24 protein-coding genes are annotated in these 23,067 nt (G+C 66.2%); 18 read left to right on the top strand and 6 right to left on the bottom strand.

Features of this window, described 5'->3' with window-relative positions; all coding sequences use genetic code 11:
• Positions 1-42: 42 nt before the first annotated feature.
• Positions 43-1,245: an acyl-CoA dehydrogenase family protein gene (locus AC21LY_RS13270; RefSeq protein WP_489046958.1), complete on the bottom strand. Its 1,203-nt coding sequence runs from the start codon at positions 1,243-1,245 to the stop codon at positions 43-45.
• Between the two features lie 243 nt (positions 1,246-1,488).
• Between AC21LY_RS13270 and AC21LY_RS13265 the strand changes: the two genes are divergently transcribed.
• Genes AC21LY_RS13265 through AC21LY_RS13245 form a run of 5 tightly spaced genes read left to right on the top strand, consistent with a single transcriptional unit; the run spans position 1,489 to position 7,007 of the window.
• Positions 1,489-2,640, top strand: coding sequence for an ABC transporter permease (locus tag AC21LY_RS13265; RefSeq protein WP_489046957.1), 1,152 nt, complete (start codon positions 1,489-1,491; stop codon positions 2,638-2,640).
• A 21-nt stretch (positions 2,641-2,661) separates the two neighbouring features.
• Complete coding sequence (locus AC21LY_RS13260; protein ID WP_489046956.1) at positions 2,662-3,579, top strand: ABC transporter permease; 918 nt, start codon at positions 2,662-2,664, stop codon at positions 3,577-3,579.
• On the top strand, positions 3,572-4,570 hold the full coding sequence (locus tag AC21LY_RS13255) for an ABC transporter ATP-binding protein (RefSeq protein ID WP_489046955.1): 999 nt from the start codon (positions 3,572-3,574) through the stop codon (positions 4,568-4,570). The genes AC21LY_RS13260 and AC21LY_RS13255 overlap by 8 nt, the downstream gene beginning before the upstream one ends.
• Positions 4,567-5,451 carry an ATP-binding cassette domain-containing protein gene (locus tag AC21LY_RS13250; RefSeq protein ID WP_489046954.1) on the top strand — a complete coding sequence of 295 codons (885 nt, stop codon included), beginning with the start codon at positions 4,567-4,569 and terminating at the stop codon, positions 5,449-5,451. The genes AC21LY_RS13255 and AC21LY_RS13250 overlap by 4 nt, the downstream gene beginning before the upstream one ends.
• A complete protein-coding gene (locus AC21LY_RS13245; protein WP_489046953.1) occupies positions 5,448-7,007 on the top strand; it encodes an ABC transporter substrate-binding protein in 1,560 nt (519 codons plus the stop codon). The genes AC21LY_RS13250 and AC21LY_RS13245 overlap by 4 nt, the downstream gene beginning before the upstream one ends.
• 86 nt (positions 7,008-7,093) lie before the next feature.
• Here the strand turns inward: AC21LY_RS13245 and AC21LY_RS13240 are convergent, their stop codons facing one another.
• Positions 7,094-8,281 (bottom strand): NAD(P)/FAD-dependent oxidoreductase, encoded by a 1,188-nt coding sequence (locus AC21LY_RS13240; RefSeq protein ID WP_489046952.1) that lies wholly within the window; start codon positions 8,279-8,281, stop codon positions 7,094-7,096.
• 91 nt (positions 8,282-8,372) lie between these two features.
• Positions 8,373-8,702: a non-heme iron oxygenase ferredoxin subunit gene (locus tag AC21LY_RS13235; RefSeq protein WP_489046951.1), complete on the bottom strand. Its 330-nt coding sequence runs from the start codon at positions 8,700-8,702 to the stop codon at positions 8,373-8,375.
• A 255-nt stretch (positions 8,703-8,957) separates the two neighbouring features.
• On the opposite strand from AC21LY_RS13235, the gene AC21LY_RS13230 reads away from it, so the two are divergent.
• Both AC21LY_RS13230 and AC21LY_RS13225 read left to right on the top strand, forming a co-directional pair.
• Positions 8,958-10,025, top strand: a complete 1,068-nt coding sequence (locus AC21LY_RS13230) for a DODA-type extradiol aromatic ring-opening family dioxygenase (RefSeq protein WP_489046950.1) — start codon at positions 8,958-8,960, stop codon at positions 10,023-10,025.
• Positions 10,026-10,045: 20 nt separating this feature from the next.
• The gene (locus AC21LY_RS13225) at positions 10,046-10,588 is read left to right on the top strand and encodes a DoxX family protein (RefSeq protein ID WP_489046949.1); all 543 of its coding nucleotides are present in this window, start codon (positions 10,046-10,048) and stop codon (positions 10,586-10,588) included.
• 529 nt (positions 10,589-11,117) lie between these two features.
• Here AC21LY_RS13225 and mftR read toward each other — a convergent pair.
• Positions 11,118-11,762 carry a mycofactocin system transcriptional regulator MftR gene (gene mftR, locus AC21LY_RS13220; protein ID WP_489046948.1) on the bottom strand — a complete coding sequence of 215 codons (645 nt, stop codon included), beginning with the start codon at positions 11,760-11,762 and terminating at the stop codon, positions 11,118-11,120.
• A 134-nt stretch (positions 11,763-11,896) separates the two neighbouring features.
• Here mftR and mftA point away from each other — a divergent pair, with 134 nt between their 5' ends.
• The 7 genes from mftA to mftG are packed head-to-tail and all read left to right on the top strand — an operon-like array spanning position 11,897 to position 18,179.
• Positions 11,897-12,007 (top strand): mycofactocin precursor MftA, encoded by a 111-nt coding sequence (mftA, locus tag AC21LY_RS13215; RefSeq protein WP_489046947.1) that lies wholly within the window; start codon positions 11,897-11,899, stop codon positions 12,005-12,007.
• The gene (mftB, locus tag AC21LY_RS13210; protein ID WP_489046946.1) at positions 12,007-12,324 is read left to right on the top strand and encodes a mycofactocin biosynthesis chaperone MftB; all 318 of its coding nucleotides are present in this window, start codon (positions 12,007-12,009) and stop codon (positions 12,322-12,324) included. The genes mftA and mftB overlap by 1 nt, the downstream gene beginning before the upstream one ends.
• Before the next feature lie 5 nt (positions 12,325-12,329).
• Positions 12,330-13,571, top strand: coding sequence for a mycofactocin radical SAM maturase (mftC, locus tag AC21LY_RS13205; RefSeq protein WP_489046945.1), 1,242 nt, complete (start codon positions 12,330-12,332; stop codon positions 13,569-13,571).
• 24 nt (positions 13,572-13,595) lie between these two features.
• A complete protein-coding gene (mftD, locus tag AC21LY_RS13200; protein ID WP_489046944.1) occupies positions 13,596-14,813 on the top strand; it encodes a pre-mycofactocin synthase MftD in 1,218 nt (405 codons plus the stop codon).
• A 5-nt stretch (positions 14,814-14,818) separates the two neighbouring features.
• Complete coding sequence (gene mftE / locus AC21LY_RS13195; protein WP_489047152.1) at positions 14,819-15,535, top strand: mycofactocin biosynthesis peptidyl-dipeptidase MftE; 717 nt, start codon at positions 14,819-14,821, stop codon at positions 15,533-15,535.
• Positions 15,532-16,950, top strand: coding sequence for a mycofactocin biosynthesis glycosyltransferase MftF (mftF, locus tag AC21LY_RS13190; RefSeq protein WP_489046943.1), 1,419 nt, complete (start codon positions 15,532-15,534; stop codon positions 16,948-16,950). The genes mftE and mftF overlap by 4 nt, the downstream gene beginning before the upstream one ends.
• The gene (gene mftG, locus AC21LY_RS13185; RefSeq protein ID WP_489046942.1) at positions 16,947-18,179 is read left to right on the top strand and encodes a mycofactocin system GMC family oxidoreductase MftG; all 1,233 of its coding nucleotides are present in this window, start codon (positions 16,947-16,949) and stop codon (positions 18,177-18,179) included. Before mftF ends, mftG begins: the two co-directional genes overlap by 4 nt.
• Here the strand turns inward: mftG and AC21LY_RS13180 are convergent, their stop codons facing one another.
• A complete protein-coding gene (locus tag AC21LY_RS13180; protein WP_489047151.1) occupies positions 18,180-18,593 on the bottom strand; it encodes an IclR family transcriptional regulator domain-containing protein in 414 nt (137 codons plus the stop codon). It abuts the gene before it with no gap.
• 42 nt (positions 18,594-18,635) lie between these two features.
• Positions 18,636-19,040 carry an aldehyde dehydrogenase family protein gene (locus tag AC21LY_RS13175; protein ID WP_489046941.1) on the bottom strand — a complete coding sequence of 135 codons (405 nt, stop codon included), beginning with the start codon at positions 19,038-19,040 and terminating at the stop codon, positions 18,636-18,638.
• Between the two features lie 141 nt (positions 19,041-19,181).
• Between AC21LY_RS13175 and AC21LY_RS13170 the strand changes: the two genes are divergently transcribed.
• The 4 genes from AC21LY_RS13170 to AC21LY_RS13155 all read left to right on the top strand — a co-directional run bounded on the left by AC21LY_RS13170 (position 19,182) and on the right by AC21LY_RS13155 (position 23,041).
• Positions 19,182-20,006, top strand: coding sequence for a 2-keto-4-pentenoate hydratase (locus AC21LY_RS13170; protein WP_489046940.1), 825 nt, complete (start codon positions 19,182-19,184; stop codon positions 20,004-20,006).
• Between the two features lie 994 nt (positions 20,007-21,000).
• Positions 21,001-21,213, top strand: a complete 213-nt coding sequence (locus AC21LY_RS13165; protein WP_489046939.1) for a hypothetical protein — start codon at positions 21,001-21,003, stop codon at positions 21,211-21,213.
• A gap of 17 nt (positions 21,214-21,230) precedes the next feature.
• Entirely contained in the window at positions 21,231-21,830 is a 600-nt protein-coding gene (locus tag AC21LY_RS13160) for a protein kinase domain-containing protein (RefSeq protein ID WP_489046938.1), read from the top strand.
• Positions 21,827-23,041 (top strand): DUF7373 family lipoprotein, encoded by a 1,215-nt coding sequence (locus tag AC21LY_RS13155; RefSeq protein ID WP_489046937.1) that lies wholly within the window; start codon positions 21,827-21,829, stop codon positions 23,039-23,041. The genes AC21LY_RS13160 and AC21LY_RS13155 overlap by 4 nt, the downstream gene beginning before the upstream one ends.
• The last annotated feature ends 26 nt before the right edge of the window (positions 23,042-23,067 follow it).

Here is a 23,067-nt window from a genome sequence, read left to right as displayed (position 1 = left end):
GTCTGTCAAGAGGGCCGCCAACTGGCTAGTTTCCGAAACCCATCAATTCCGGTGTGAGTCGCCAGCGAGATGGCGAGAAGCGATCATCCTTTGAATGTTTCCGGTGCCTTCGAAGATGTCGAAGATCTTCAGGTCCCGGTAGTATTTCTCGACCAGGTACTCCTGTGAATAGCCCGCAGACCCCATCAGCTGCATGGCGCGGAGCACTACCCGCTCGGCAAGAGGTGGTCCGAATGCCTTTGTCAGCGGAGACTCTAGCCGCGCCCTCGATCCCTGATCCAGCAGTTGACACGCATGGAGCGCCATCATTCGTACTTGACCCAGCGCAGCATCCAGTCGGTCGAACTCACGCGCAACCGCGCGCCGTCTATGGCCGCTGTACAGTTGTTGCTGCTCGGTGACCTCGCGCGCGGTGTCGACGGCGGCGCGGGCAATGCCGTTCGCCATCATGGTGGCGATCGGTCGGCTACTCGCGAGCGAATGAATCGCACCGCGATATCCGGCCTCCTTGTCGGAGCCGTACCCGAGACAGTGATCTAGTGGCACTCGGAGGTCCTCGAAAGCGAGCGCGGAGGTCTGCCAGGAGCGGAGGCCGAGTTTGGCTTCGTTTGCACGAACCACCTGGTACCCAGGGGTGTCCCGGTCCACGACGAAGGCCCGGATCCCGTCGGCCCCCCGGGCCCGGTCGACCGTAGCGAATACCACCGCGTAATCGCAGGAGGCGCCGCCAGAGCAGAAGACTTTCGCGCCATTAATCACCCAGTGATCACCGTCACGCACCGCGGTGGTCCGCAATGCGGACGCATCAGATCCAGACTGAGGCTCGGTCAGAGCGAACGCCGTGTAACGGATGGAGCCAGACTTGAGAGCGTCACCCGCCCACCGGTCGATCTGTTCGCGGGTACCCATGAGCCGTACAACCTTCGCACCGATACCGTTTCCAGTAAACGATTCCTGCAGCCATGCATCGCCGTACGTGACCGCCTCCATCACCGCTCCGGCAACTACGGTCGCGCCATCGCCGTACTTGTCCTTGATCGCTACCTTCTCGACCGGGTCATACGCATGGCCGGAAAGTGGACTCGATTGGAGCGGGCACTTCTCCGATACCTCTTTCCAGCCCTCGGGGAGTCCACCGATCGTGTCAGCGGTCCTAGCCAGAGGGCGGCCATAGGTGAGTGCCCAATTACGAACCTCGTCGACCAGATTCTGCGTCTCATCGGAGACCCTGAACGTCTGCGTCATATCCCCATCCTTATCCGGTAAGGCGAAGCGGCCTCAACTGATACATGCCTAAACCATCTCGCGTACAGCAATAGCCGAAGGGCGATATCGCCTTACCCTCGGCGCTATGCATTCCTAGATGCACCATCGTGCGAGCGTCGGAGAGCGGAGGCAACCGGCGGTTCCATGGGCCGGAAATCCCGACTAGCTCCTTCGCTTTGGCGAAGCCGAAGGGGTCACGTGTCATCTCGACGACGAAGTGCCGTGACCCGAGATTCCAGCCGATGGAACACCTACTTGTCTCCCACGGGCCAGCGGCGCAACGGTAACGACCGCCACTTCGGAGGCGCGAAGCAGGCTACGGAGATACTGCGCGCGACGGCCGCAGGTACTTCGACCGAGGTTGCGGCAGACTCGAAGCAAATTGGCCTCCGAGGCCATTCATACAATCAACGATGGAGCCCTGAAATCATGCTCAGACTCGTGGTCCGCCGCCTACTTCTTGCCATTCCGGTTTTGATACTGGTCAGTTTGCTGAGCTTCTTTTTGATCCACCTCACCCCAGGCGATCCTGCGCGAATGATCGCCGGTGAGAGCGCGTCAGCGGAGCATGTGGATGAGGTCCGGCGAGCATTGGGTCTGGACAAATCGCTTATTCAGCAGTACGGCACATTCCTCGGCAACGTTACGAGGTTGGATTTCGGCACCTCGCTGCAAGACTCCCGTCCGGTCGGTGACATTCTAGCCGAGGCGCTTCCAGTAACTTTGTCGCTGGGAATCCTCGCTTTGGCGTTCGCCGTCCTCCTATCCGTTCCGGCCGGCATGGTCTCGGCTGTTCGGAAAGGACAATGGCAAGACTATTTGATCACCTCGGCATCTGCGCTCGCCATTGCTCTCCCGCCATTCTTAGTGGCGTTGGTGCTCGTGGTTCCGCTGGCGATCCAAACATCAGTTTTCCCTGCGACGGGATACACGCCACTCGCTGACGATCCTGGAAAGTGGGTTCTTCATCTCGTGCTTCCAGCGACGACGCTGGCCATCGTATCGGCAGCCGAGCTAACACGGCAGATACGCGGAGGAATGATTGATGTTCTTGATCAGAGCTTCATTCGAACCGTCCGAGCGAAGGGCGTCCAAAACCACCTAGTTTTAGGTAAGCATGCGGCTCGAACCGCCGCTGTTCCCGTCGTCACCGTTCTCGGCCTCCAGGTGGGCCGGATCATCGGCGGTGCGGTGCTTGTTGAGGTCGTATTCGCCCTTCCCGGGTTTGGCCAGGTCGCTGTGAACGCTGTGACGGCTCACGACCTCCCTCTTATTCAAGGCATAGTACTGGTTTCGGCCGTAATTGTGATTGCGACCAATCTCATCGTAGACGTGGTCTGCGGCTACCTCAACCCGAAGCTCCGGGCGCAGTAATCGGGCCCAGAAAGAATGAAGATGATCATCGGTATAGAAGACGAGATGAACACGACGCCAGTAGAACTACACAATTCGATCGCGCGTAAACCGCAACGTCACAAATGGAACCTGCGACTCAAATCGATCGCGCAGAGCAAGGCGGTGCTCGCTTCTTCGGTATTTTTGATCCTACTTGTGACGGCAGCCGCTTTCGCCCCCGTCATCGCTCCCTACGATCCGAACCATCTTGACACGGCCAACGCGCACTCTGAGATCGCCTCTGCGCATTTGCTTGGCACAGACGCGCTCGGTCGGGACACATTGAGCAGATTGCTGTATGCGATACGCATTACGCTGCTAGCAGCTTCCCAAGGTTTGGGCGTCGCGTTGCTTCTGGGTGTGCCCGTGGGGCTGATAGCCGGCTTCTTCGGTGGAGTAATCGACAGCGTACTGAGTCGTGTTTTCGACGCTTTGCTCAGCTTACCTCCGATCATTTTTGCGATCGCGATCATCGGTATCCTGGGCCCTGGCTTGACCAACGCGATGCTAGCGATCGGCATCGTGATCGCGCCGCGCTTCTTTCGCGTTTCTCGTGTCGCCGCCGAAGGCGTGCGGCATGAGAACTATATTGAGGCTTGTCGAGCCACCGGCGTCTCCGAGTTCCGGATCATCTGGCGTCATGTTCTTCCCAACGCCAGCGGACCGTTACTCGTACAAGCAACCTTTGCCATCGGCGTGGTGATCAGCGCCGAGGCAAGTCTGAGCTTCCTGGGCTTCGGCGTACAACTCCCCGACGCCAGTTGGGGAAGCATGTTCCGAACGGCGTTCGACACTCTCTCCCGAAACACCTTTCAGCTGATCCCACCCGGTGCAATGATCGCGTTCACAGTGCTTGCACTGTTCATTCTTGGGGACGCCCTGCGCGACGCCCTGGCGAAAGGGGCATCCGATGATTGACCCGTCCGAGGCCCTGCTCCAGGTGCGTGACCTTACCGTCAATTTCACCACCAAGCGCGGACAAACGACCATCGTTGACGGTGTCGATCTCGACCTATATCCGGGAGAGATTGTCGGATTAGTCGGGGAATCAGGCTCTGGCAAGACAGTTACTGGCTTATCGATCATCGGGCTGCTACCGGAGAACGGTCGAATTTCTCGTGGATCGATCGTCCTCGACGGCCGACGCCTCGACTCGCTTACCCCGCAAGAGATGCGTAAAGTCCGCGGTAATGACATCGGCATGATCTTCCAAGAACCGCGTCGAAGCCTTGACCCGTGCTTCTCGATCGGAGATCAAGTCGCCGAGGCTGTGCGGGCTCATAGTTCCGTCTCTCGGAAGGAAGCTTGGCGCACGGCCGTTGAGATGCTTGACCGAGTACGGATCCCGAGCGCCGCCGCGCGGGCCTCGGACTATCCGCATCAGTTCAGCGGCGGTCAATGTCAGCGGGTCATGTTGGCCATCGCGTTGGTCTGCCGCCCGCGGGTGATCATCGCCGACGAGCCAACCACGGCGCTCGACGTCACGGTCCAGGCCGAGGTACTTCGCCTCCTGGACGAGCTGCGTCGCGAAATGAACCTTACGGTCCTGCTCGTGACACACGACCTAGGGGTCGTCGCTGAGACATGCGATCGCGTCAACGTGATGTATGCCGGCGAAGTCGTTGAACACGGCTCCGTGTTCGACGTCTTCCGACAGCCGCGGCACCCCTATACGGCTGGCCTGCTCGGCGCTGCTTATCAACAATCGGAGAGTCGCCGCATGCGGTCGATTCGCGGGACAGTCCCTGCCCCCCACGACCGGCCAATGGGTTGCCGGTTCGGTCCTCGCTGCACCTGGTCGATCGGCTTGTGTGACCAGGATCACCCACCGCTGATCGATACCGGATCCGATCAGTACTCCCGGTGTCTGCGACTCCACGATTTGGAACTAGCGGAGGGATTCCGATGACACTTCTAGAGGGGGTCAACCTGTCGAAGTCGTATCCGACCTCACGCGACATCGTCGGGCGAGTAACGACTCGATTTCACGCCGTCGAAAATGTCAGCATTTCCCTCGCCGCCGGCGAAACCGTGGCCGTCGTTGGTGAATCAGGGTCGGGGAAGTCGACGCTCGCGAGGCTACTACTGGACCTAATCAAGCCGGACTCGGGTTCGGTACTTTCTACGGGGCGCAATGTCGCGGATTTCGATCGCCGCCGCAAACGCAATTTTCGGCGCTCCGCGCAGATGATTTTCCAGGACCCGTTCACCTCGCTCGACCCCCGAATTTCGATTGTCGACCAGGTCGCCGAGCCGCTATTGGTTCATCGCCTGGTCCGTGGCAAGGCCGCTCGGCGAGCGCATGCCGGCGGTCTGCTGCATCGTGTGGGCATCTCCGACCACCAGTTCAGTCGGTATCCACGCGAGATGTCGGGTGGCCAGCTTCAGCGGGTGGCGATTGCACGCGCGCTCGCAACGAATCCCTCGGTGATTGTCTGTGATGAACCGGTCGCCGCCCTGGACATGTCGATTCGGGCCCAGGTGATCAATCTGCTGCGTGACCTGCAGGAAGAGCACGGGCTCGGACTGCTTTTCATTACGCACGATCTGTCCCTGGTTCGGATGATTGCGCACCGCGTGGCGGTCATGCACCGCGGACAGATCGTTGAGTCAGGATCGACGTCCGAAGTATTCGAGCGCCCGCAGAAGGACTACACCAAGACCCTGCTCGAGGCAGTGCCGAACCCAGATCCGCGGAGACGCACTTTCGCCGTTGGCCGAAACCCGGCGCAATCGAGCGAATCGGACGCGCAGATCGCAGCGCAATCGACATTGAAAGGAAATAAGTGAAGAAGACGGCAATACAAATCGGAGCGATGGCGGCTATCGCAACCGTCACGCTGACGCTTTCTGCATGCGGTTCAGGAGGTACCGAGCGCACCGCACGCGAAGGCGGAACGCCAGATACGTCCAAGACGTTGCGAGTCGGGCACACGCTGGCACCTACCACCTGGGACCCGGTGAAGTACGCCTCCTCAGTAACGGCAGCTCCGTTCCTTACCTTGGTCTACGATCAGCTAGTAGAGCTCGGACCCGATATGACCCCGAAGGCCGCGGTAGCCACGAGTTGGACCACCGCTGCCGACGGAATGCAGACGACGTTTGAGCTACGCAATGATGCCAAGTTCTCCGACGGTACCAAGGTCGATGCCGCGACTGTTGTGGCGAACCTCGACCGGGCGCGTCGGGCGCCCGGAATCGATACTGTCCTGCGGGCCGTGTCAAACGTCAGCGCTCAGGGACCGACTAGCGTGACTGTCAGATTCAGACAGCCCACGTTCGATCTGCCCTTTCTCTTGGCACAGGACCCTCGCGCGTCCTCCATCGTCGACCCCCGCGCCTTCGGCGATGCCGGACTGAGCACGGCCCCTAAGGGATCCGGGCCCTACTCGCTGATCAGCGCGTCTTCATCCGCGGTCGCGCTCGAGCGTGTTGATCATCATTGGGATGTATCAGCTGGCAAGGCGAAGCGCATTGAGCTGCGTACCATCGCCGATCCAGCGGCGCGTGTGAACGGGTTGCGGTCGGGCCAACTGGATCTTATCTATATCGGTCCAGACCAGCGGCGAGATGTGGAATCGACGGCCACTTTGATCTCGTTCAACGAAACCCCTTACATCTTTGCCCTCGCGCTGAACTACACGAAGAGTAAGCTCGCTGATCCTCGGGTGCGGAAGGCGATCAGCCTTGCCATCGACCGCGGCGCGATCTCCCAAGGGGCCCTCGACGGGCTGGGGCGAGCCACCCAGCAGCTCTTTCCGCCCCGCGTGGGTGGATGGGTGGACTCTCTAGACGACCCCAGCACACTAAAGCCCAATATTGACGAGGCCAAGCGTCTCCTTAGCGAAGCAGGTGTCGGTTCCAACCTGCGACTGAACGTGACCTACGGCGCTGGCACAACGGCTTTGGCCAATGCCGGTCAGATCATCCAACAGCAGCTAGGACGGGCGGGCATCACGATGGATTTCCAAGCAGTGCCGTCTTCGCAGCAATCACAGGACTTCGTCGAGGGTAAAACCGATGGCGTTCTCACCTCGTTGGTACCCGCCATCGAATCGCAGACGAGTATTGATGCGAATTTGGCCACCCCGGGTCGCGGGTTCGGTATTCCGGCGTATCTTCAGGAGGCGGCGGACAGGGCGGCGGCCACTCCGATCGGACCTGAACGCGACGCGCGATACCGCGCGCTGTCCAAGTCTCTCGCCGAACAGCCCGCGCACGTTCCGTTCGCCAATATGCCGATCTCCCTTGGTTCATCTGGCAAGGTCACCGGTATCGACGCGATATCCTACGGCCGTCAGACCGCTGGGGTACTTGACGTGCGCCGGGTCGGAGTTGCCGGCTAGTCCGACGGGCCAAACGACTGTGCCCCACTCGTCTCGGCGGAAGACGAGTGGGGCACAGTCCTTTCATCCGAGGAGCGAAACAGCGTTCATACCAACCCGTTCGCTAGCTCACTAAGCACCGATCTAGCCGCAACGGCCCGGCGACAGCGCATGACGTCCCGCGGGCTGTCGATGGCGACAGCGCCGACCACGATGTCAGATTGATCCGTGTAGACCGCCAAGAAGGTATCGCTCTCGGCACTCCCCGACATCACCGCCGCCTGACCCAACCGAGGCAAGCCGACGATCTGGATGCGCCGCGAATACTGATCTGACCAGACGTACGGAACTTGCGTCTGAGGACGGTCGACACCCGTAATGCCCGAGGCGACCAGCGCTGCGTGCTCATTCGCATTGGTCCAGTGCTCGATTCGGAGCGGTACCTTGTAGAAGGGGTGACTCCACCGCGCAACATCGCCAGCCGCGAAGATGTGGCGGTGCCCGTATACCCGGAGGTCTTCGTCGCACCGGACACCGTCAGCTATCGGCAATCCGGACGAGGTTAGCCACTCTGTTGCCGGCACTGTTCCGATCCCGATGACTACCAGGTCCGCAGGCAAGATTCGCCCGTCAGCGAGTGCAACCGCCTCGACCCGAGCGTCACCGATAAATCGTACGAAATGCGCGTCGGTCACCAGATCAACATCGTTGATCCCGTGAAGTTTCGAGATCTCGCGGCCAACCGTCTCGCCGAGCACGTGCGCGAGCGGCACCTCCTGGGCCTCGACAATGGTCACCTGAACTCCATGTTTGCGAGCCGCCGAGGCGAATTCTGCGCCGATGAAGCCGGCGCCGATCACGACCGCACGGGTCGCCGCCGCGAGTTCCGCTCGGATCGCCCGTGCGTCCTCCCAAGTCCGCAGCGTGTAGACCCCGCGAAAACCTTCCGCCTCGCCCAGGCTACGCGGGCGAACACCTGTCGCAATGACTAGGTTCGAATACTCGATACCGGTGGAGTCGTCGAGCGTTACGAGGCACCGCACCGGGTCCAGACCTGTCGCCCGGGAGCCCAGGTGAGTTGTCAGTTTCAGTTCGGTCATTTCGTCGGAAGATAAGAGTGCCGGAGGCTCTGTCGAATCGCGCACTGCGAGCGCATCTTTAGACAAAGGTGGCTTGTCGTAGGGGAGGTGCGGTTCCTCCCCTACGAGGATGATGGGGTCGTCATAGCCGCGCATTCGCAGGGCTTGGGCGGTTCGGACGCCAGCGACTGACGCCCCAACTATCACTGTGGACATGGTGACACTTTCATCTCAATTCGCTGGACTGCGGCCCACCCTCCGGTCGGCCGGAAGTCTGACCCTGCCTGCAGGGATATCTCACCCTGTATCACACGATCACGAAGACCCGCCCGGCGTCGTCTACCTCGACTTCGAAAGTTCTCAGGCCAATCGTGGCCGGAAAGCACATGGCGCGGCCGTCCCGCATATCGAAGCGAGCCATGTGTAGTGGGCAGACCACCTCGTACCCCTCGACGTCACTGTCGGTTCCCAGCGACCACTTCTCGTGTGTGCATGAATCGGCGGTCGCATAGAACTCACCTGATTCGCTTCGATAGAGTGCGACAGGAACATCATGCTGGACAGTCATCGATGCACCCCTCTCCAAATCTTCCACCATACAAGCAAAGACTCGTTCAGTGACGGTGGGCTCGACCATGGTACTGCTCCTCCCGGTGATGTCGGCGGCAGATGCGCGCCGGATTACGGCACCAGTCTGCGGCAAACTGTGGTGACTGCCCAGGCTCAGTTTCGATGCCCGGAACTCGCGCTGGGGTAAGGCCCCCACAGTTGGTGCCGCATTCCAGGCACTAGAACTCGGTGTGGTCGAGGCAGGCCCCGGCCGATACAACATCGGTGCACGACGACGAGGCGCGAGGTAGTCGCCGAATCGGCTACAGGCAAGGAGAAGTCGATGACAGAAGTACTTGGAATCGGGATCACCCACTACCCGATGCTGGCAGGCGCCGACACCCACATGGCGAACCTGCTGAAATCCACGATGAAGGACCCGGACATCCCGCCAGAAGAAAAGGATCCCGCTAGCTGGCCGGAGTTGGCGAAGCACGAATGGGGCCACGACGGCGGTACCACCGCTGCGGCGAACCACCGAGCACAGTTGCGCGCTGGACTGGACCGATGTCGCGACGCACTCGACGAGTTCGCGCCTGACGTAGTCATCGTCTGGGGCGATGACCAGTACGAGAACTTTCGCGAGGAAGTAGTACCGTCGTTTTGCGTGCTCGCATACGGCGATACCGTGGTGGACCCGTTCGCTGTACCGCGCATTCTGAATGTTCCCAACGCGTGGGGGCTTCCACAGGAAGGCCAGAAATTTACGATGCGCGGAGCTCCGGAGTTCGCAAAAAGACTAACCGCGCGCATTATAAATTCCGGAATCGATATCGCGTACTCGTACGAGATGCGCGAAGGGATCCACTTTCCTCACGCTTTCAGTAACACGCAGATCTTTCTCGATTACGACAATATCGGCCGCACGTTTCCATACCCTGTGGTCCCCATCGCCATCAACTGCTACGGAGAGCATGTGATTGCCCGTAAGGGGAGAGACGCACGGTTCGCCGATATCGCAGCGGGAGAGCAGCTAGATCCGCCTGGGCCAAGTCCCCTTCGATGTTTCCAGCTGGGCCAAGCGGTTGCACGAGCATTGTCCGGCACGAATCAGCGCATCGCGCTGGTTGCGTCGTCCAGCTGGTCGCATGCATTCTTGACAGACAAGAACTGGCATTTGCGTCCCGACACCGCTGCCGATAAGCGCCTCTATTCAGCCATGGTCGCCGGCGACTATGCGACGTGGACAGAAACAAGCGCGCGTGAAATTGTCGACGCGGGGCAGCATGAGATCCTTAACTGGTACGCGCTGCTGGGTGCTGTTTCCGAGCTTGGACTTCACCTGGATTGGAGCAATTTCGTCGAGACTCAGATATTTAATTCCAACAAGGTATTCGCGGTGTACAGGTAGCCTAATGGAAGAGTGTGGTTGTGGACTATTCTCAAGTAGATTTCGGAATCTTGATTCTTAGGGTCGTTGCCGGATTGACGTTGGCGGCTCACGGCTATCAGAAGGTCCGCGGGCTAGGCGGAATATCCGGAACCGCGCGATGGTTCGACCAGATTGGAGTGCGCCCGGGGCGATTCCATGCGGTGGTGGCGGCCAGCGCCGAAATCGGCGCAGGAGCGCTACTCGCTATCGGATTGCTGACGTCGGTCGCGAGCGCCGTCGTCGTCGCACTCATGCTGGTCGCATACTGGACGGCTCATCGCGGTAACGGGTTCTTCATCGTCAACAACGGCGGGGAGTACAACCTTATCTTCGCTGTCATTGCGGGGGTGATCGCGATCGCCGGGCCCGGTGCACTTTCGGTCGACGCCGTACTAGGTACATCTCTCGATCGCTCTGGTCTGGTCAGGTCACTCATAGTCGCGGTGGGAGGAACAGCCGCCGGGCTCCTCCAGCTTGGATTGTTCTATCGGCCCGTCCAGGCTCGAAATTGTAGAAGCTATCCAAATAGCGATTCCGACTGAGAAGTTTCAGCACATGGCAGCCCTTCGCTGGCTAAGTGTCGCGGGCATGACGTTGTAGACACGCCGGGGCGTCCAGGCTGAGCCGGGTGACGGATCCTCGGCGGCAGGATGATTAATCGCCAACCACTCACCAGCCGATCCGAAGGACCCGTCATGGTTCACCGTACTGCCCCGTTGTCGTTCGAGGGCCGTCGCCGTCTCGTTGAGCGGTGCCGGGAACGGCGGCGGCGGCGGCGGCCCGCGCCGCGATCTGGTTGCTCATGCCGAGATTATCCCGCATACCCCTGACAGTTTCAGCGCGAGATATGTTGCGAAACTGAATGATTCGGGACGCGCATGCGGGACTTGGCGATTAGCCGGGGACACGATCGCGCGGCGGTGTCTCTATTTAGAGGTGTGCGCGGGATGGCCCGCGGACCTGTCGTCCGGTGGGCGTGTGAGGTGTCGATGCCTGTGATGCGGGCTGCGATCACCAGGGAACTCGCCGCGCGGATCCGGGCGGCGCGGGCCGAGCCCGGGCCGCACCTGATCAGCGTGACGCTTCCCGCTCCGGGCTGACCGGGGCCACCGCGTCCACCGCGTCCACCGCGCCAGCCAACAGCTCGTAGCCGGCCCGGAGCAGGGCCCCGAGGTCGGCGTCGGGGGGCTGCGCGAGCCATTGCTCGTAGGCGGCGAGGGAGGCGCCGAGCGCCATCCAGCCGATCGTCTGCGGCACGTGATCACCCGCGTCGCAGTGGAGCCGCCGAGCGCTGTGTTCGGCGATCACCTGCCGCCAATCGGCGTACATGAGCATCGAATGCGCCTGCAGCGCCGGCACTGTCAGCAGCAGCCGCATGCGGCGGCGATGGTGCTCGCGCTCGGAGGCGGGGAACGCGTTGAACGCCACCACGGCGTCGCGCAGCTCAACGCCGAGCGAGGCACCGTCCGCCTCCTGCAGGAGCGCGCGGAGGCCGTCGAGGTGATCGTCGAACTCGCCCCAGGCCAGCGCGTTCTTCGACGGATAGTAGCGGAAGAGGGTGCGCCGGGCGATCCCCGCGGCCGCGGCGATGTCGTCGACGCTGGTCTCGTCGAATCCGTTCTCGATGAACAGATCCACCGCGACGCTGCTCAGATGCCCTCGGGTGGTGGCGTTGGGGCGGCCGCCGAGGGGGCTGCTGCGCCGTCCGTCGGCCATCGATGCCCCTCCCGTCGTCGCCGGTTCCGCCCACGTCAGGCGGTGTTCTGTGATCGTACGACAGACCGAATTCGACACGGGCCTATGATTTTGCACTCAGTGCCATTACGGTGTGACGCGGGACACACGTCCCCGTGAGTGAAAGGCAGAACATGGACGAGACGACGAACACCGGGCAGGACGAGCTGATCACCGAGTCGTTGGTGGAGGAAGTCTCCATCGACGGGATGTGCGGCGTCTACTGATGACCGCCGCACTGACGCCGGTCGCCGAGGCCTGCAGTCCCGCCTTCGACCCCGCGCTCGCCTGGCGGCTGAATCCGCGGGTCGCGGTCCGGCCCGAGCCGTTCGGTGCGCTGCTTTACCACTTCGGCACCCGGAAGTTGTCCTTCCTCAAGAACCCAACCTCCGTGGTGCTGGTGCGGTCGCTCGCCGAGCACGCCAGCGCCGCGGCCGCCCTGACCGCCTCCGGGATTCCCGCGGCCGACCGACCGATGTACCTCCGCGCCCTCGCCACGCTGGCGCAGTCCGGGATGATCGTCCCGGCATCCGATCAGGAGTGACCGAAATGACCACAATCGAGCGGCCCCGGGCCGCCGCCCCGGTCGGCCGGCTCGTCGACCAGTTCGAGCGCGGCCTGGACGCGCCGATCTGCCTGACCTGGGAGCTGACGTACGCCTGCAACCTGGCGTGCGTGCACTGCCTGTCGAGCTCCGGCAAGCGCGACCCGCGGGAGCTGAGCACGCAGCAGTGCAGGGCTGTCATCGACGAGTTGCAGCGGATGCAGGTGTTCTACGTGAACATCGGCGGCGGTGAGCCCACCGTGCGATCCGACTTCTGGGAGCTCGTCGACTACGCCACCGCGCATCAGGTGGGAGTCAAGTTCTCCACCAACGGCCTGCGGATCACCCCGGAGGTGGCCCGCCGACTGGCCGCGTCGGACTACGTGGACGTGCAGATCTCGCTCGACGGGGCCACCGCCGAGGTGAACGACGCCGTGCGCGGCCCCGGCTCCTTCGCGATGGCCGTCCGGGCTCTGGAGAACCTCGCCGACGCCGGATTCGCCGACGCCAAGATCTCCGTGGTCTCCACCCGGCACAATATCGGCCAGCTCGACGAGTTCAAGGCCCTCGCCGACCGGTACGGCGCCACCCTGCGGATCACCCGCCTGCGGCCGTCGGGCCGCGGCGCCGACGTCTGGGACGAGCTGCACCCGCTGCCGCAACAGCAGCGCGAACTCTACGACTGGCTCGTCGCGCACGGCGACGGCGTGCTCACCGGCGACTCCTTCTTCCACCTGTCCGCGTTCGGCGGTGCCGACGCAGGTGGCGCCGGCGGCGGCGCCCTGCCCGGGCTGAACCTGTGCGGCGCCGGCCGGGTGGTGTGCCTGATCGACCCGGTAGGCGACGTGTACGCCTGCCCGTTCGCGATCCACGAGAACTTCCTCGCCGGCAACGTCACCGCCGACGGCGGCTTCGGGCGGGTGTGGCAGGAGTCGGAACTGTTCCGGTCGCTGCGCGCGCCGCAGAGCGCCGGCGCCTGCGCGCACTGCGACTTCTTCGACTCCTGCCGGGGCGGCTGCATGGCCGCCAAGTTCTTCACCGGTCTCCCACTCGACGGCCCCGACCCCGAATGCGTCCGCGGGCACGGCGAGACCCTGCTCGCCGGTGAACGCAGTCGACCCGCCGCCGACAAGAACCACTCCCGCGGCGTCCCGCTCCAGCTGATGACCCGTCAGCCGGCACCGTCGGCCCCGCCCACCCGCGGCTGCGACGAGAGCCCGCTCGCCGGGTTCACGCCCGCCACCTGACCCGATCTCCGGAGGACCACCCCGATGACCACCCTCACCGCGCTGCTGGAGAAGAACCCGTGGCGCCGCAACCCCTGGTTCGAAACCGTCCACGAGGCGCAGCAGCGGGCGCGCAAGCGGCTCCCGCGCACCGTGTACTCGTCGCTGATCGCCGGCACCCAGGGCGGCGTGACGTCCCATGACAACACCGCCGCATTCGCCGAACTCGGCTTCGCGCCGCACGTCATCGGCGCGACCGCCGAGCGGAACCTCGCCACCCGGGTGATGGGCCAGGACCTCGCGCTGCCCGTGATGATCTCGCCGACCGGGGTGCAGGCCGTCGATCCCGACGGCGAGGTGGCGGTCGCGCGCGCCGCCGCGGCCCGCGGCACCGCGATGGGACTGTCCAGCTTCGCGAGCAAGCCGGTCGAGGACGTCACGGCCGTGAACGGCAGGACGTTCTTCCAGATCTACTGGCTGGGCAGCCGCGACGAGATCGCCGCCCGCGCCCGGCGCGCGAAGGACGCCGGGTGCACCGGGCTGATCGTCACCACCGACTGGGTGTTCAACATCGGCCGGGACTGGGGCAGCCCCGAGATCCCCGAGAAGGTGGATCTGCGGGCGCTCGCCCGCCTCGCGCCCGAGATCGCCGCCCGCCCCCGCTACGCGCTGGACTGGATCCGTGACGGCCGGATCGTCGTGCCCGACCTCAGCACGCCGAACCTGGTGGAGCGCGGCCAGACCGGGCCCACGTTCTTCGGCGCCTACGGGCAGTGGATGAACACCCCGCCGCCCACCTGGGACGATCTGGCGTGGCTGCGGGAACTGTGGGGCGGGGAGTTCATGGTCAAGGGCGTCACCCGCGTCGACGACGCCCGGCGCGCCGTCGACATCGGCGCCACCGCGATCTCCGTGTCCAATCACGGCGGCAACAACCTCGACGGGACCCCGGCCAGCATCCGCGTGCTCGGCCCGATCGCCGACGCCGTGGGCGCCGACCTCGACGTCCTGCTCGACGGCGGGATCCGGCGCGGCTCCGACGTGGTCAAGGCCCTCGCCCTGGGCGCCCGGGCCGTGATGATCGGCCGCGCGTACCTGTGGGGCCTCGCCGCCAACGGACAGGCGGGGGTGGAGAACGTCCTCGACCTGATGCGGATGGGGATCGACTCCGCGCTCATGGGGCTCGGCCGCGCCGACGTCGCCGACCTCACCCGGGACGACCTGGTCATCCCGGACGGCTTCGAACGCGCCTACGGGGCGTGACCGCCGTGCGGGCGCTCACCGAACTCACCTCCCCGGAGCTGGCGCCGGGGCCCGGCGGCGACCGCCCGACGCTGGTCGTGCCGATCGGGTCCATCGAGCAGCACGGACCGCATCTACCGCTCGATACGGATACCCGCGTCGCGGCCGTGGTGTCCCGCCGTGCGGCCGAGCGGTTCGACGGTGCCGGCGCGGTGGTCCTCGGCCCGCCGCTGCCCTACGGCGCGTCCGGCGAGCACGAGGGGTTCCCCGGCACCGTCTCGATCGGCCGGAAGGCGCTGGAACTCGTGCTGCTCGAGCTCGGGCGCAGCGCGAGCCGGTGGGCGGGCCGGATCCTGCTGGTCAACGGTCACGGCGGCAACGCAGTCCCGGTGGCGGCGGCGGTGCACCGGCTGCGGTACGAGGGCCGCGACGCCGCGTGGTTCCCGTGTACGTTCCCGGCGGCGGACGCGCACGCCGGCCGCACCGAGACGTCCGTGCTGCTCGCCCTCGACCCCGCTGCCGTGCGTCTCGATCGCGCCGAACCGGGGAACACCGCGCCCATCGGGGAGGTGATGGATCGCCTGCGCGCCGGCGGCGTCGCCGCCGTCGCGCCGAACGGGGTCCTGGGCGATCCGACCGCGGCGACCGCGGCGGACGGCGCGCGTATGCTGGACGCGCTCACCGCGACGCTGGTCGCGGCGCTGCAGCGGTGGGCGGTCGACGACACCGGGCGACTGACGTGAGCGGCCCCGCGGTCCGCGACCTGCCGCCCGGGTTCGCGGTCCGGATCGACCCGCGATGCCGCCGCGCCCGCGACCCGCGGCGGCTGATCGGCGGCGCGCCCCTGCGGGTCCTCACCCTGTCCGCCGCGGCGACCCGGTTGATCGGGGCGGACGGCACCGTCACCGTCCGCGACCGGAACACCGGCGTGCTCGCCCGGCGGCTCCTCGACGCCGGCGTGGCTCACCCCGTCCCGCCCGGCGACGGGTCCCGGGACGTCACCGTCGTGATCCCGGTCCGCGGCGACCAGGCGGGCCTGGACCGGCTGCTCGCGGCGCTGCCCGGCGTGCCCGTGGTGGTGGTGGACGACGGCTCCCCGGTTCCGCTGCGGATCCGCACGGGCGACGGGATCCGCGTGCTGCGGCTGCCCCGCAACCGCGGCCCCGCGCACGCCCGCAACGTCGGCGCCGCGCTCGCGGACACCGGCCTGGTGGCCTTCCTCGACGCCGACACCGTGCCCGAGCCGGGCTGGCTCGAACCCCTCACCGCGCTGTTCGCCGACCCGACGGTGGCGGTGGCCGCCCCGCGCATCGTCGGCCTCCCCGCGCCCGCCGGGGTGCGACGCGGCCCGGTCGGCCGGTTCGCCGACCTGCACTCCAGCCTGGACATGGGCCCCCAGGGCGCCGCCGCCCGGCCCGGCAACCCGATTCCGTACGTGCCGTCCGCGGCCCTGGTGGTCCGCCGCGCCGCGTTCGACGGGGTCGGGGGTTTCGATGAGGCGCTGCGGGTCGCCGAGGACGTGGACCTGTGCTGGCGGCTCGACGGGGCCGGCTGGACCGTGCGCTACGACCCCGCCGCCCGGGTCGGTCACGACCACCGCCACGCCCTCGGTGGGCTGCTGGACCGCCGCCGGTTCTACGGCACCGGGGCGGCCGAGCTGGCCCGCCGGCACGGCGCGGCCGCGGCGCCCGTGGTCACCTCGATCCCCGGCGCGGTCGGCACCGTCGGCCTGCTGTCCGGAACCCGGCCGGGGGCGCTGGCCGCGGGCTGTGCGTACGGCTGGATGTTCCACCGCCTGCGCGGGCGGCTCGCCGATGTGCCCGGCCGGGACGCGCTCGCCGCCCGCACCGTCGCCCGGGCCGCCGGATACGGCGTCCTGCAGGGCTGGTCGGCGCTGCTGCGGCACCACTGGCCGCTCACCGTCGTCGCCACCGCGGCGAGTCGGCGGTTCCGGCGGCGGGTCCTCCTCGCCGCCGCGCTCGAACCGGTCGTGACCTGGGCGCTCGGTGTGGCCCGGGAACCGTCGGCGCGCCATCCAGACCCGCTGACCTGGGCCGTGCTGCACCGCCTCGACGACCTCGCCTACGGGCTCGGCGTGTGGCAGGGCGCGCTCCGGCGCCGGGCGCCCGCCGCGCTGCGCCCGGTGCTCACCCGATGAGCGCGGCGCGGACCGCCGACACCGTGGTCGTCGGGGCGGGCAGCGCGGGCGCCGCGGTCGCGGCGATCCTCGCCCGCAGCCGCCGGGTGTTGCTGGTCGAGGCCGGTCCGGTCGCGGCGCCGCCGCCGGCCCTCACCCGGCTCACCGCGCTGCCGCTGCATCCCGGCGACCGTGTGCTCCGATACCCGGAGCGGCGCGGGCGCGACGTGGTCCGCGGCCACGGCCTCGGCGGCTCCGCGGCGATCAACGGCGGCTACTTCCTGCGCGGGCACCGCGACGACTACGCCCCGTGGCCGTGGACCCCCGACGAGATCGACGCGACGTTCGCGGCGATCGAGCCCGCAATGCGGGTGACCGCCTTCGCCGATGCCGAGCTCGGGGACGTGGCCCGGGCGTTCGAGGCGTACTGGGGCCCGCCGGCCACCGGTCCGTGGCCGGTGATCGGGGTGAACCGGGTGCGTTCGAACCGGGTCGCCGGTCATCGGTGGACCACCGCCGACGGGTTCGGTGCCGCCGGCGTCACGACAGTGCGGGCCCGCGTACGGGGCCTCGCGGAGCGGGGCGGGCGGGTCACCGGCGTCCACACCGACCGGGGCGGGATGGACGCAGGCGAAGTGATCCTCGCGGCCGGCACCCTCGGCACCGCCGCCCTGCTGGTTCCGATCCTCGGTCCCCTCACCCCGCACGAGCACCCGGAACGCATCGTCCGGTTCACCCCGCGCGTCCCGCTGCCCGCGGTCGCGTTGCTGCAGACCGTGCTGCACACCGCCGACGGCCTGGAGCTGCGACCGTACGGCGGTGATTTCGCCGACTACCTCCCCGGCCTGCCGCGCGGCGGGGTGGCGATCGGCATCGCCGACATGACCCGCGCCACCGCCGGGCGCATCGCGCCCGCCGGGCCGGGCATCGCGCTCGACCTCGGCGAACCCGACCCGGAGTCGCTCGCCCGCCTGGCCCGGGGAGTCGAGGAAGTGGTCGCGATGCTCGCCTCCCGCGCGTTCGCGCACCTCGTCGAACCCGGCTCGATCGCGATCGACCCCGTGATCGGGATGTCCTCGCACGCCTGGGGAACCCTGCCCCTCGGTTCCGGCGTCGGCGGTGCCGGGGCCCCGCCCGGCACCGTCGGCCTGCGGGTTGTGGACGCCTCCGTGCTGCCCGGGCCGTTGCGCAGCGGGCCGCACGCCACCGTCGTGATGACCGCTGCGCTGCTCGCCGAGCGGATCCGGTGATCAGACGAGGACGGAGTGTGCTTCTTGCACGGCGAGGTGGGATAGTTCGCTGCAGACGGCGAGGACGTCGGCGGCCAATTCGTACCTACTCGCTTCGGTGAGCACCATGCTCGGGCCGGCTATGCTAGCGACGCCGACCGGGCGGCCGGACTCAGTGTCCAGGACGGGGCTGGCAACGGCAGATATACCGGCGGCCCACGTCTCGTCGACGGTGGCCCATCCGCGTTCGCAGGTCACCGCGAGCGCCGCGCGGATCTCCTCGATAGTGGTTGGGGCCGAACTCCTCGCGGGTGCCGATGCCCTGACGATAGATCCGCCCGAGGCCTCCTCCTCGGGAAGCTGGGACATCCAGGCCATCCCGGAGGCGGAACACGACAGGCGGGCGACCGTGCCGCCGTCGGGGGCGTAGCGCAGGCCGCCGGGGCACCTTCGTACTGGCTCACGAACCGGAGGTCGTCACCCTCGATCAGGGACAGCCGGACGAGTGCGCCTTTTTCCTGTCTCATAGAATACTTCACAGTCACGTTCTCGGAGTCCGCGGGCCCGCGGGCCATTCCCGGCGGGCTGATCAGCTAGGCCCATACGCAGGTGTTCGGCGAGGTATACGGGCCTCGTCGAGGAGCTAGGCGACGTGGGTGTCGCAGAGGTTGTAGACGACCCTCCGCCTCGGACGAACTCCGCGCGCACACTCGACTCAACGAGCAGGCGGGATCCCGCGATGCACGACTGCCCTGCGCCGGAGAAGATCGCGGCGACGGCACCGTCGGCGGCCCGCTCGAGGTCGGCGTCCGCGAAGACGATGTTCGCGCTCTTGCCCCCGAGCTCCAGCACCGTCGGGATGCCCGCGCCGGCGGCGGCCACCGCGACCCCGGCGCCCCGTACCCACCGAGCCCACGGTAGAGCAGTCGACTCAGTGGAACGCCGGCTTGGCGGCGGCTGACCACAACCGGGACAGTGGAACCGCAGGCCCGACCACCATTGACAACTACCCCGGGAAGCCAGATGACCACACCACCCCCCAGTGCCGCCGGTTCCACCACCGGCCAGTCCGCCGCGATCATGGCCGCCGCTGAACGGCTCCGTGCCGCGGCCGCAATGTCGACGCCGTGCGCGCCGGTGCGCGATCTCATCGGCAGCGACGACGTCGCCGCCGCGTACGCCGTCCAGGAGCTCAACATCGGCACCCGAATCGCGGCGGGGGCGCGGGTCGTCGGGCGCAAGATCGGCCTGACCTCGCCAGCCGTCCAGCAGCAGCTCGGTGTCGATCGACCGGACTTCGGCGTGCTCCTGGACGACATGCGCTGCGGGCAGGACCAACCGATTCCCCTCACGCGCCTGCTACAGCCGAAGGCTGAGGCGGAGGTCGCCTTCGTCCTCGCCGACGACCTGGCGGACGGGCCGCTCGACGCCGCCCGGATCCGCGCCGCGGTGGACTACGCCGCGGCGGCGATCGAGATCGTCGACAGCCGGATCGCCGGGTGGGACATCACCTTCGGTGACACCGTCGCCGACAACGGGTCGAGCGGGCTGTACGTGCTGGGTGACGAGCGGCGCACCCTGGATGCCTTCGAGCCGGTCGAGGCTCAGATGCGGATGTCCGTCGACGGCACCGTCGTCTCCACCGGAAACGGCGCCGCCTGCCTCGGCGACCCCCTGCTGGCGCTGGCGTGGCTCGCGCGTACCGCGCGCGACGTCGGCCAGCCCCTGCTCGCCGGCCAGGTGATTCTCTCCGGGGCCCTCGGCCCGATGGTCGCGGTCGGCGCCCCGGGCACCGTCCGGGCCGACATCACCGGACTCGGCTCGGTCACCGTCGCCTTCACGCACTGAAGACACGGGCCCGAGGTCGCCCGGGCCCGAACCCGGGCCCGCGGCCCGGACCGGCGAATCAGCGGAGGTTGAACTCCGCCGGGTTCGGGCCGATGCGCTCGCCGGGGAGGGCGCTGATCCGAGCGACCTCGTCGTCCGAGAGACGGACTCCAGGACCGGGCCTCGCGAGCCGGGCAGAGGGTGCATGGCCACGTGGCGGGCGGCGTGCGCCGCTGCCGCGCGGTCAGCCGACGGGGTGGCCCGCCTCGCGGAGCATGAGGTATTCAGCGAACCGCTTCGGATCGGTGATACCGAGCTTGTTCGGCAGACCTTCGTCGCTCACACGGTCTTGCGCCGCTAACGGTTCATCCTCGCGAGCGCACGCCGACGCGCCGTTTCGACTTCCTGCTCGACCGTGCTCTCCCCCGCGGCGATCCGTCCTACTCTACGGCTTCGTCACCGTCGATTCCGACTGCCTCGTGGCAGTCGTCTAGGTTGAGCGCCCCGGCTGCCAGGCCGAGGATGGCCGTTCAGACTATGACAATGCCGACGATCGGCGTTTCGAGGTGAATGCTCCAGCTCCCTGCATCTTCCTCCGGCAGCGCCGGACAGAGTGAACCGAGATCCAACAAATCCTATGACCAGATCGGAGTTGCCGGAAATTGAAATCGCTACCTTCGCGTCTCGAATTCGGCTATCCGACAGCAACCGTTCAAGGCCGATTATCCTTCGGATCACCAACGCTGAGTATTGGTCCGCGGATGCGTGGCAGCAAGAGGGCTTCATCGGGCTGCACCGTGGTCGTCGGCAGGTATCTGGCCACGACGATCAGTCCCCACCCTCAAGCTCACGCGGCAAGCCGCGGCTACCGCGTACGTGATCGGCGAGGCCGCCGGCGAGAACTGAACAGGCGCCTAAGCAGCGCTTGCACTGCTGGTCAGAGCCCCTGGAGCCATCGATGCACAACAGATAGTGTCATCGCTGTCACAGGCTGTCGAACCGAGTAGGAAAGACCATGAAATCGATCAGAGCCATCGTCGCGTCCGCCGTCTGCGTCTGCGCCGTCGCCGCCGGCAGCGCGCTGTCCGCGGGAGCCGCGAACGCAGACGTCGGCTGGATCGGACCGTTCAGTTCGAGCTGGACCTGCGAGCAGAACGCGTGGTCGTACGGCTGGGAAGCGACCTGCTCGCGGTTCGACGACGGCTGGTACTGGTGGAGCCCGCGGTAGAGGTCATCATGACGTCCATGACCGCCGCGGAGGTGATCCGCACCCGCGCCCCTATCGCTCCGGCCGACGTCGCCGTGATCCTCGATCACGTTGCCGGCGAACTGAGTACGGAATGGGGGCTGCGGAATCGGCTGCACGGCGCGGTGCAGCCGAACAACATCGTGGTGACGTTCACGTCGGGCCGCGTCGGCGCGGCCCGCCTCATCGGGTTCGCCGATCCGGAACTCGCGGGGACGACTCTGATGACGGCGGAGGCCACCGCCCCGTCGATCCAGTACCCGCACGTATGGGACCGTGCGTACCTCGCACCAGAGCTCATCAACGGCGCGCCGTACTCGCACTGCGCCGATACCTACTCTCTCGCGTGCACCGCGTTCCACCTCCTCACCGGAGCTCCACCGTTCGCCGCTTCTAATGCGGCAGACTTGATCGGCTTGATCCTTAGCGGAACCATCCCCGAGCTCCACGGTGTCGCTCCCGGGCCGTCCGCCGTCGTCCGAACCGCCATGTCACCCGACCCCGCCGCCCGGCCGCGCACCGCGATCCTCTTCGCCGCCGACTTCCGCCGGTCCCTCCGCGAGTCCCCCTCGCGCTCCGTCGCAAGGGACGCATCATGAGGGGCGCGATTGCCGCCGCGGTCACCGCCACGCTGTGCCTTCCCCTTGCCGCCTGCACCTCGACGGTCCCAGGTACGCCGACCGCCGACCCGACAGCGATCAAGCTGGACACCGGCAACTTCCCCATCACCCCTCGGAAAGTCACGGCGGGGACGCCCGCCGACGCGTGGGTTCAGGAGAGTTGGCGGATGGCCGACGGCGTCATCGAACCGTGGTCGATCGACCCGTCGCTGACAAACAACGTTCCGGAAACGATCACCTCGCCGCTCGTAGCGCCGGTCCAGTTCGGCATCGATATCGGCGACAAGTTCAAGAGTATGGGCTGGCCGCAGGTGTTCACCCCGGAGCAGGTGCGGACCTTGAAGTCCGTACCCTTCCTCGGCGGATTCATCGCGCAGACCGGCGACTCGGACACTCCGAGCCGAACCCTGGCCGTCGGCATGCTGCGGTTCGCCGACGCCGCAACGGCAAGTCGTGCTGTGGAGGCGCTCCGCGTCAAGGATGAACCGTCACCGGGCGCATTCTCGAAGATCGACGGAGCGCGTTCACTCGGGACCGACTCGACTCCGGACACGCAGAAGGTCGCCGCAATCACCCAGCGTGGCGACCTCCTGTTGATCGCCCACGCCAGGGCCGACACCCGAGAAACCGCGACCACCCTCGTCGGCAAAGCGCTGACGGCACAGGTGTCCAAGTTGCCGACCTATCGACCCACTCTGTACCTCGGCCTGCCACCCCTCGATGTAGACATGGACCGCGACGGCATCGTCTCCCGCACGCTCTCGGGCAGCGGTGGGAGCGAGATACCAGTGGGATTCGGACTCTCGCGCAACAACTCACCCTTGTTCGGGTATCGCACACCGTACGCGAAGAACCTAGCGCTTCCCAGCCAACGGGAGGTCTGGAATAAGGACGTCACCGACTACGGCGTTGACCTCGAATCCGTTATCGAAAGCACTCACGTGCAACGTATGCGCGATCCGGCCGCTGCCCGAGAGAAGCTGCTTGACAGGTACCCCACTCCTTCGGCGAACGGACGAATACCGGGTCTCGCGGTAGACGTAGCGCGCTGCGGAAAACTCAATAACAGCGACAAGTACGCCTGCGCGGTCCATTTCGGCCGCTACTATGCAGAGACTCTCAGCTCGACCTTCACACTGGCGAAGCAGTCTGCAGCAGCGCAGTACCTCATCCTGAAAAACGCGTCGTGAGACGGACCTATGCGGCAATGCCCGCG

The sequence above is a fragment of the Tsukamurella sp. II2bb genome (assembly GCF_057815145.1).
The sequence above is the reverse complement of the archived record's forward strand: the minus strand, read 5'-3'. Positions and strand labels throughout refer to the sequence as shown.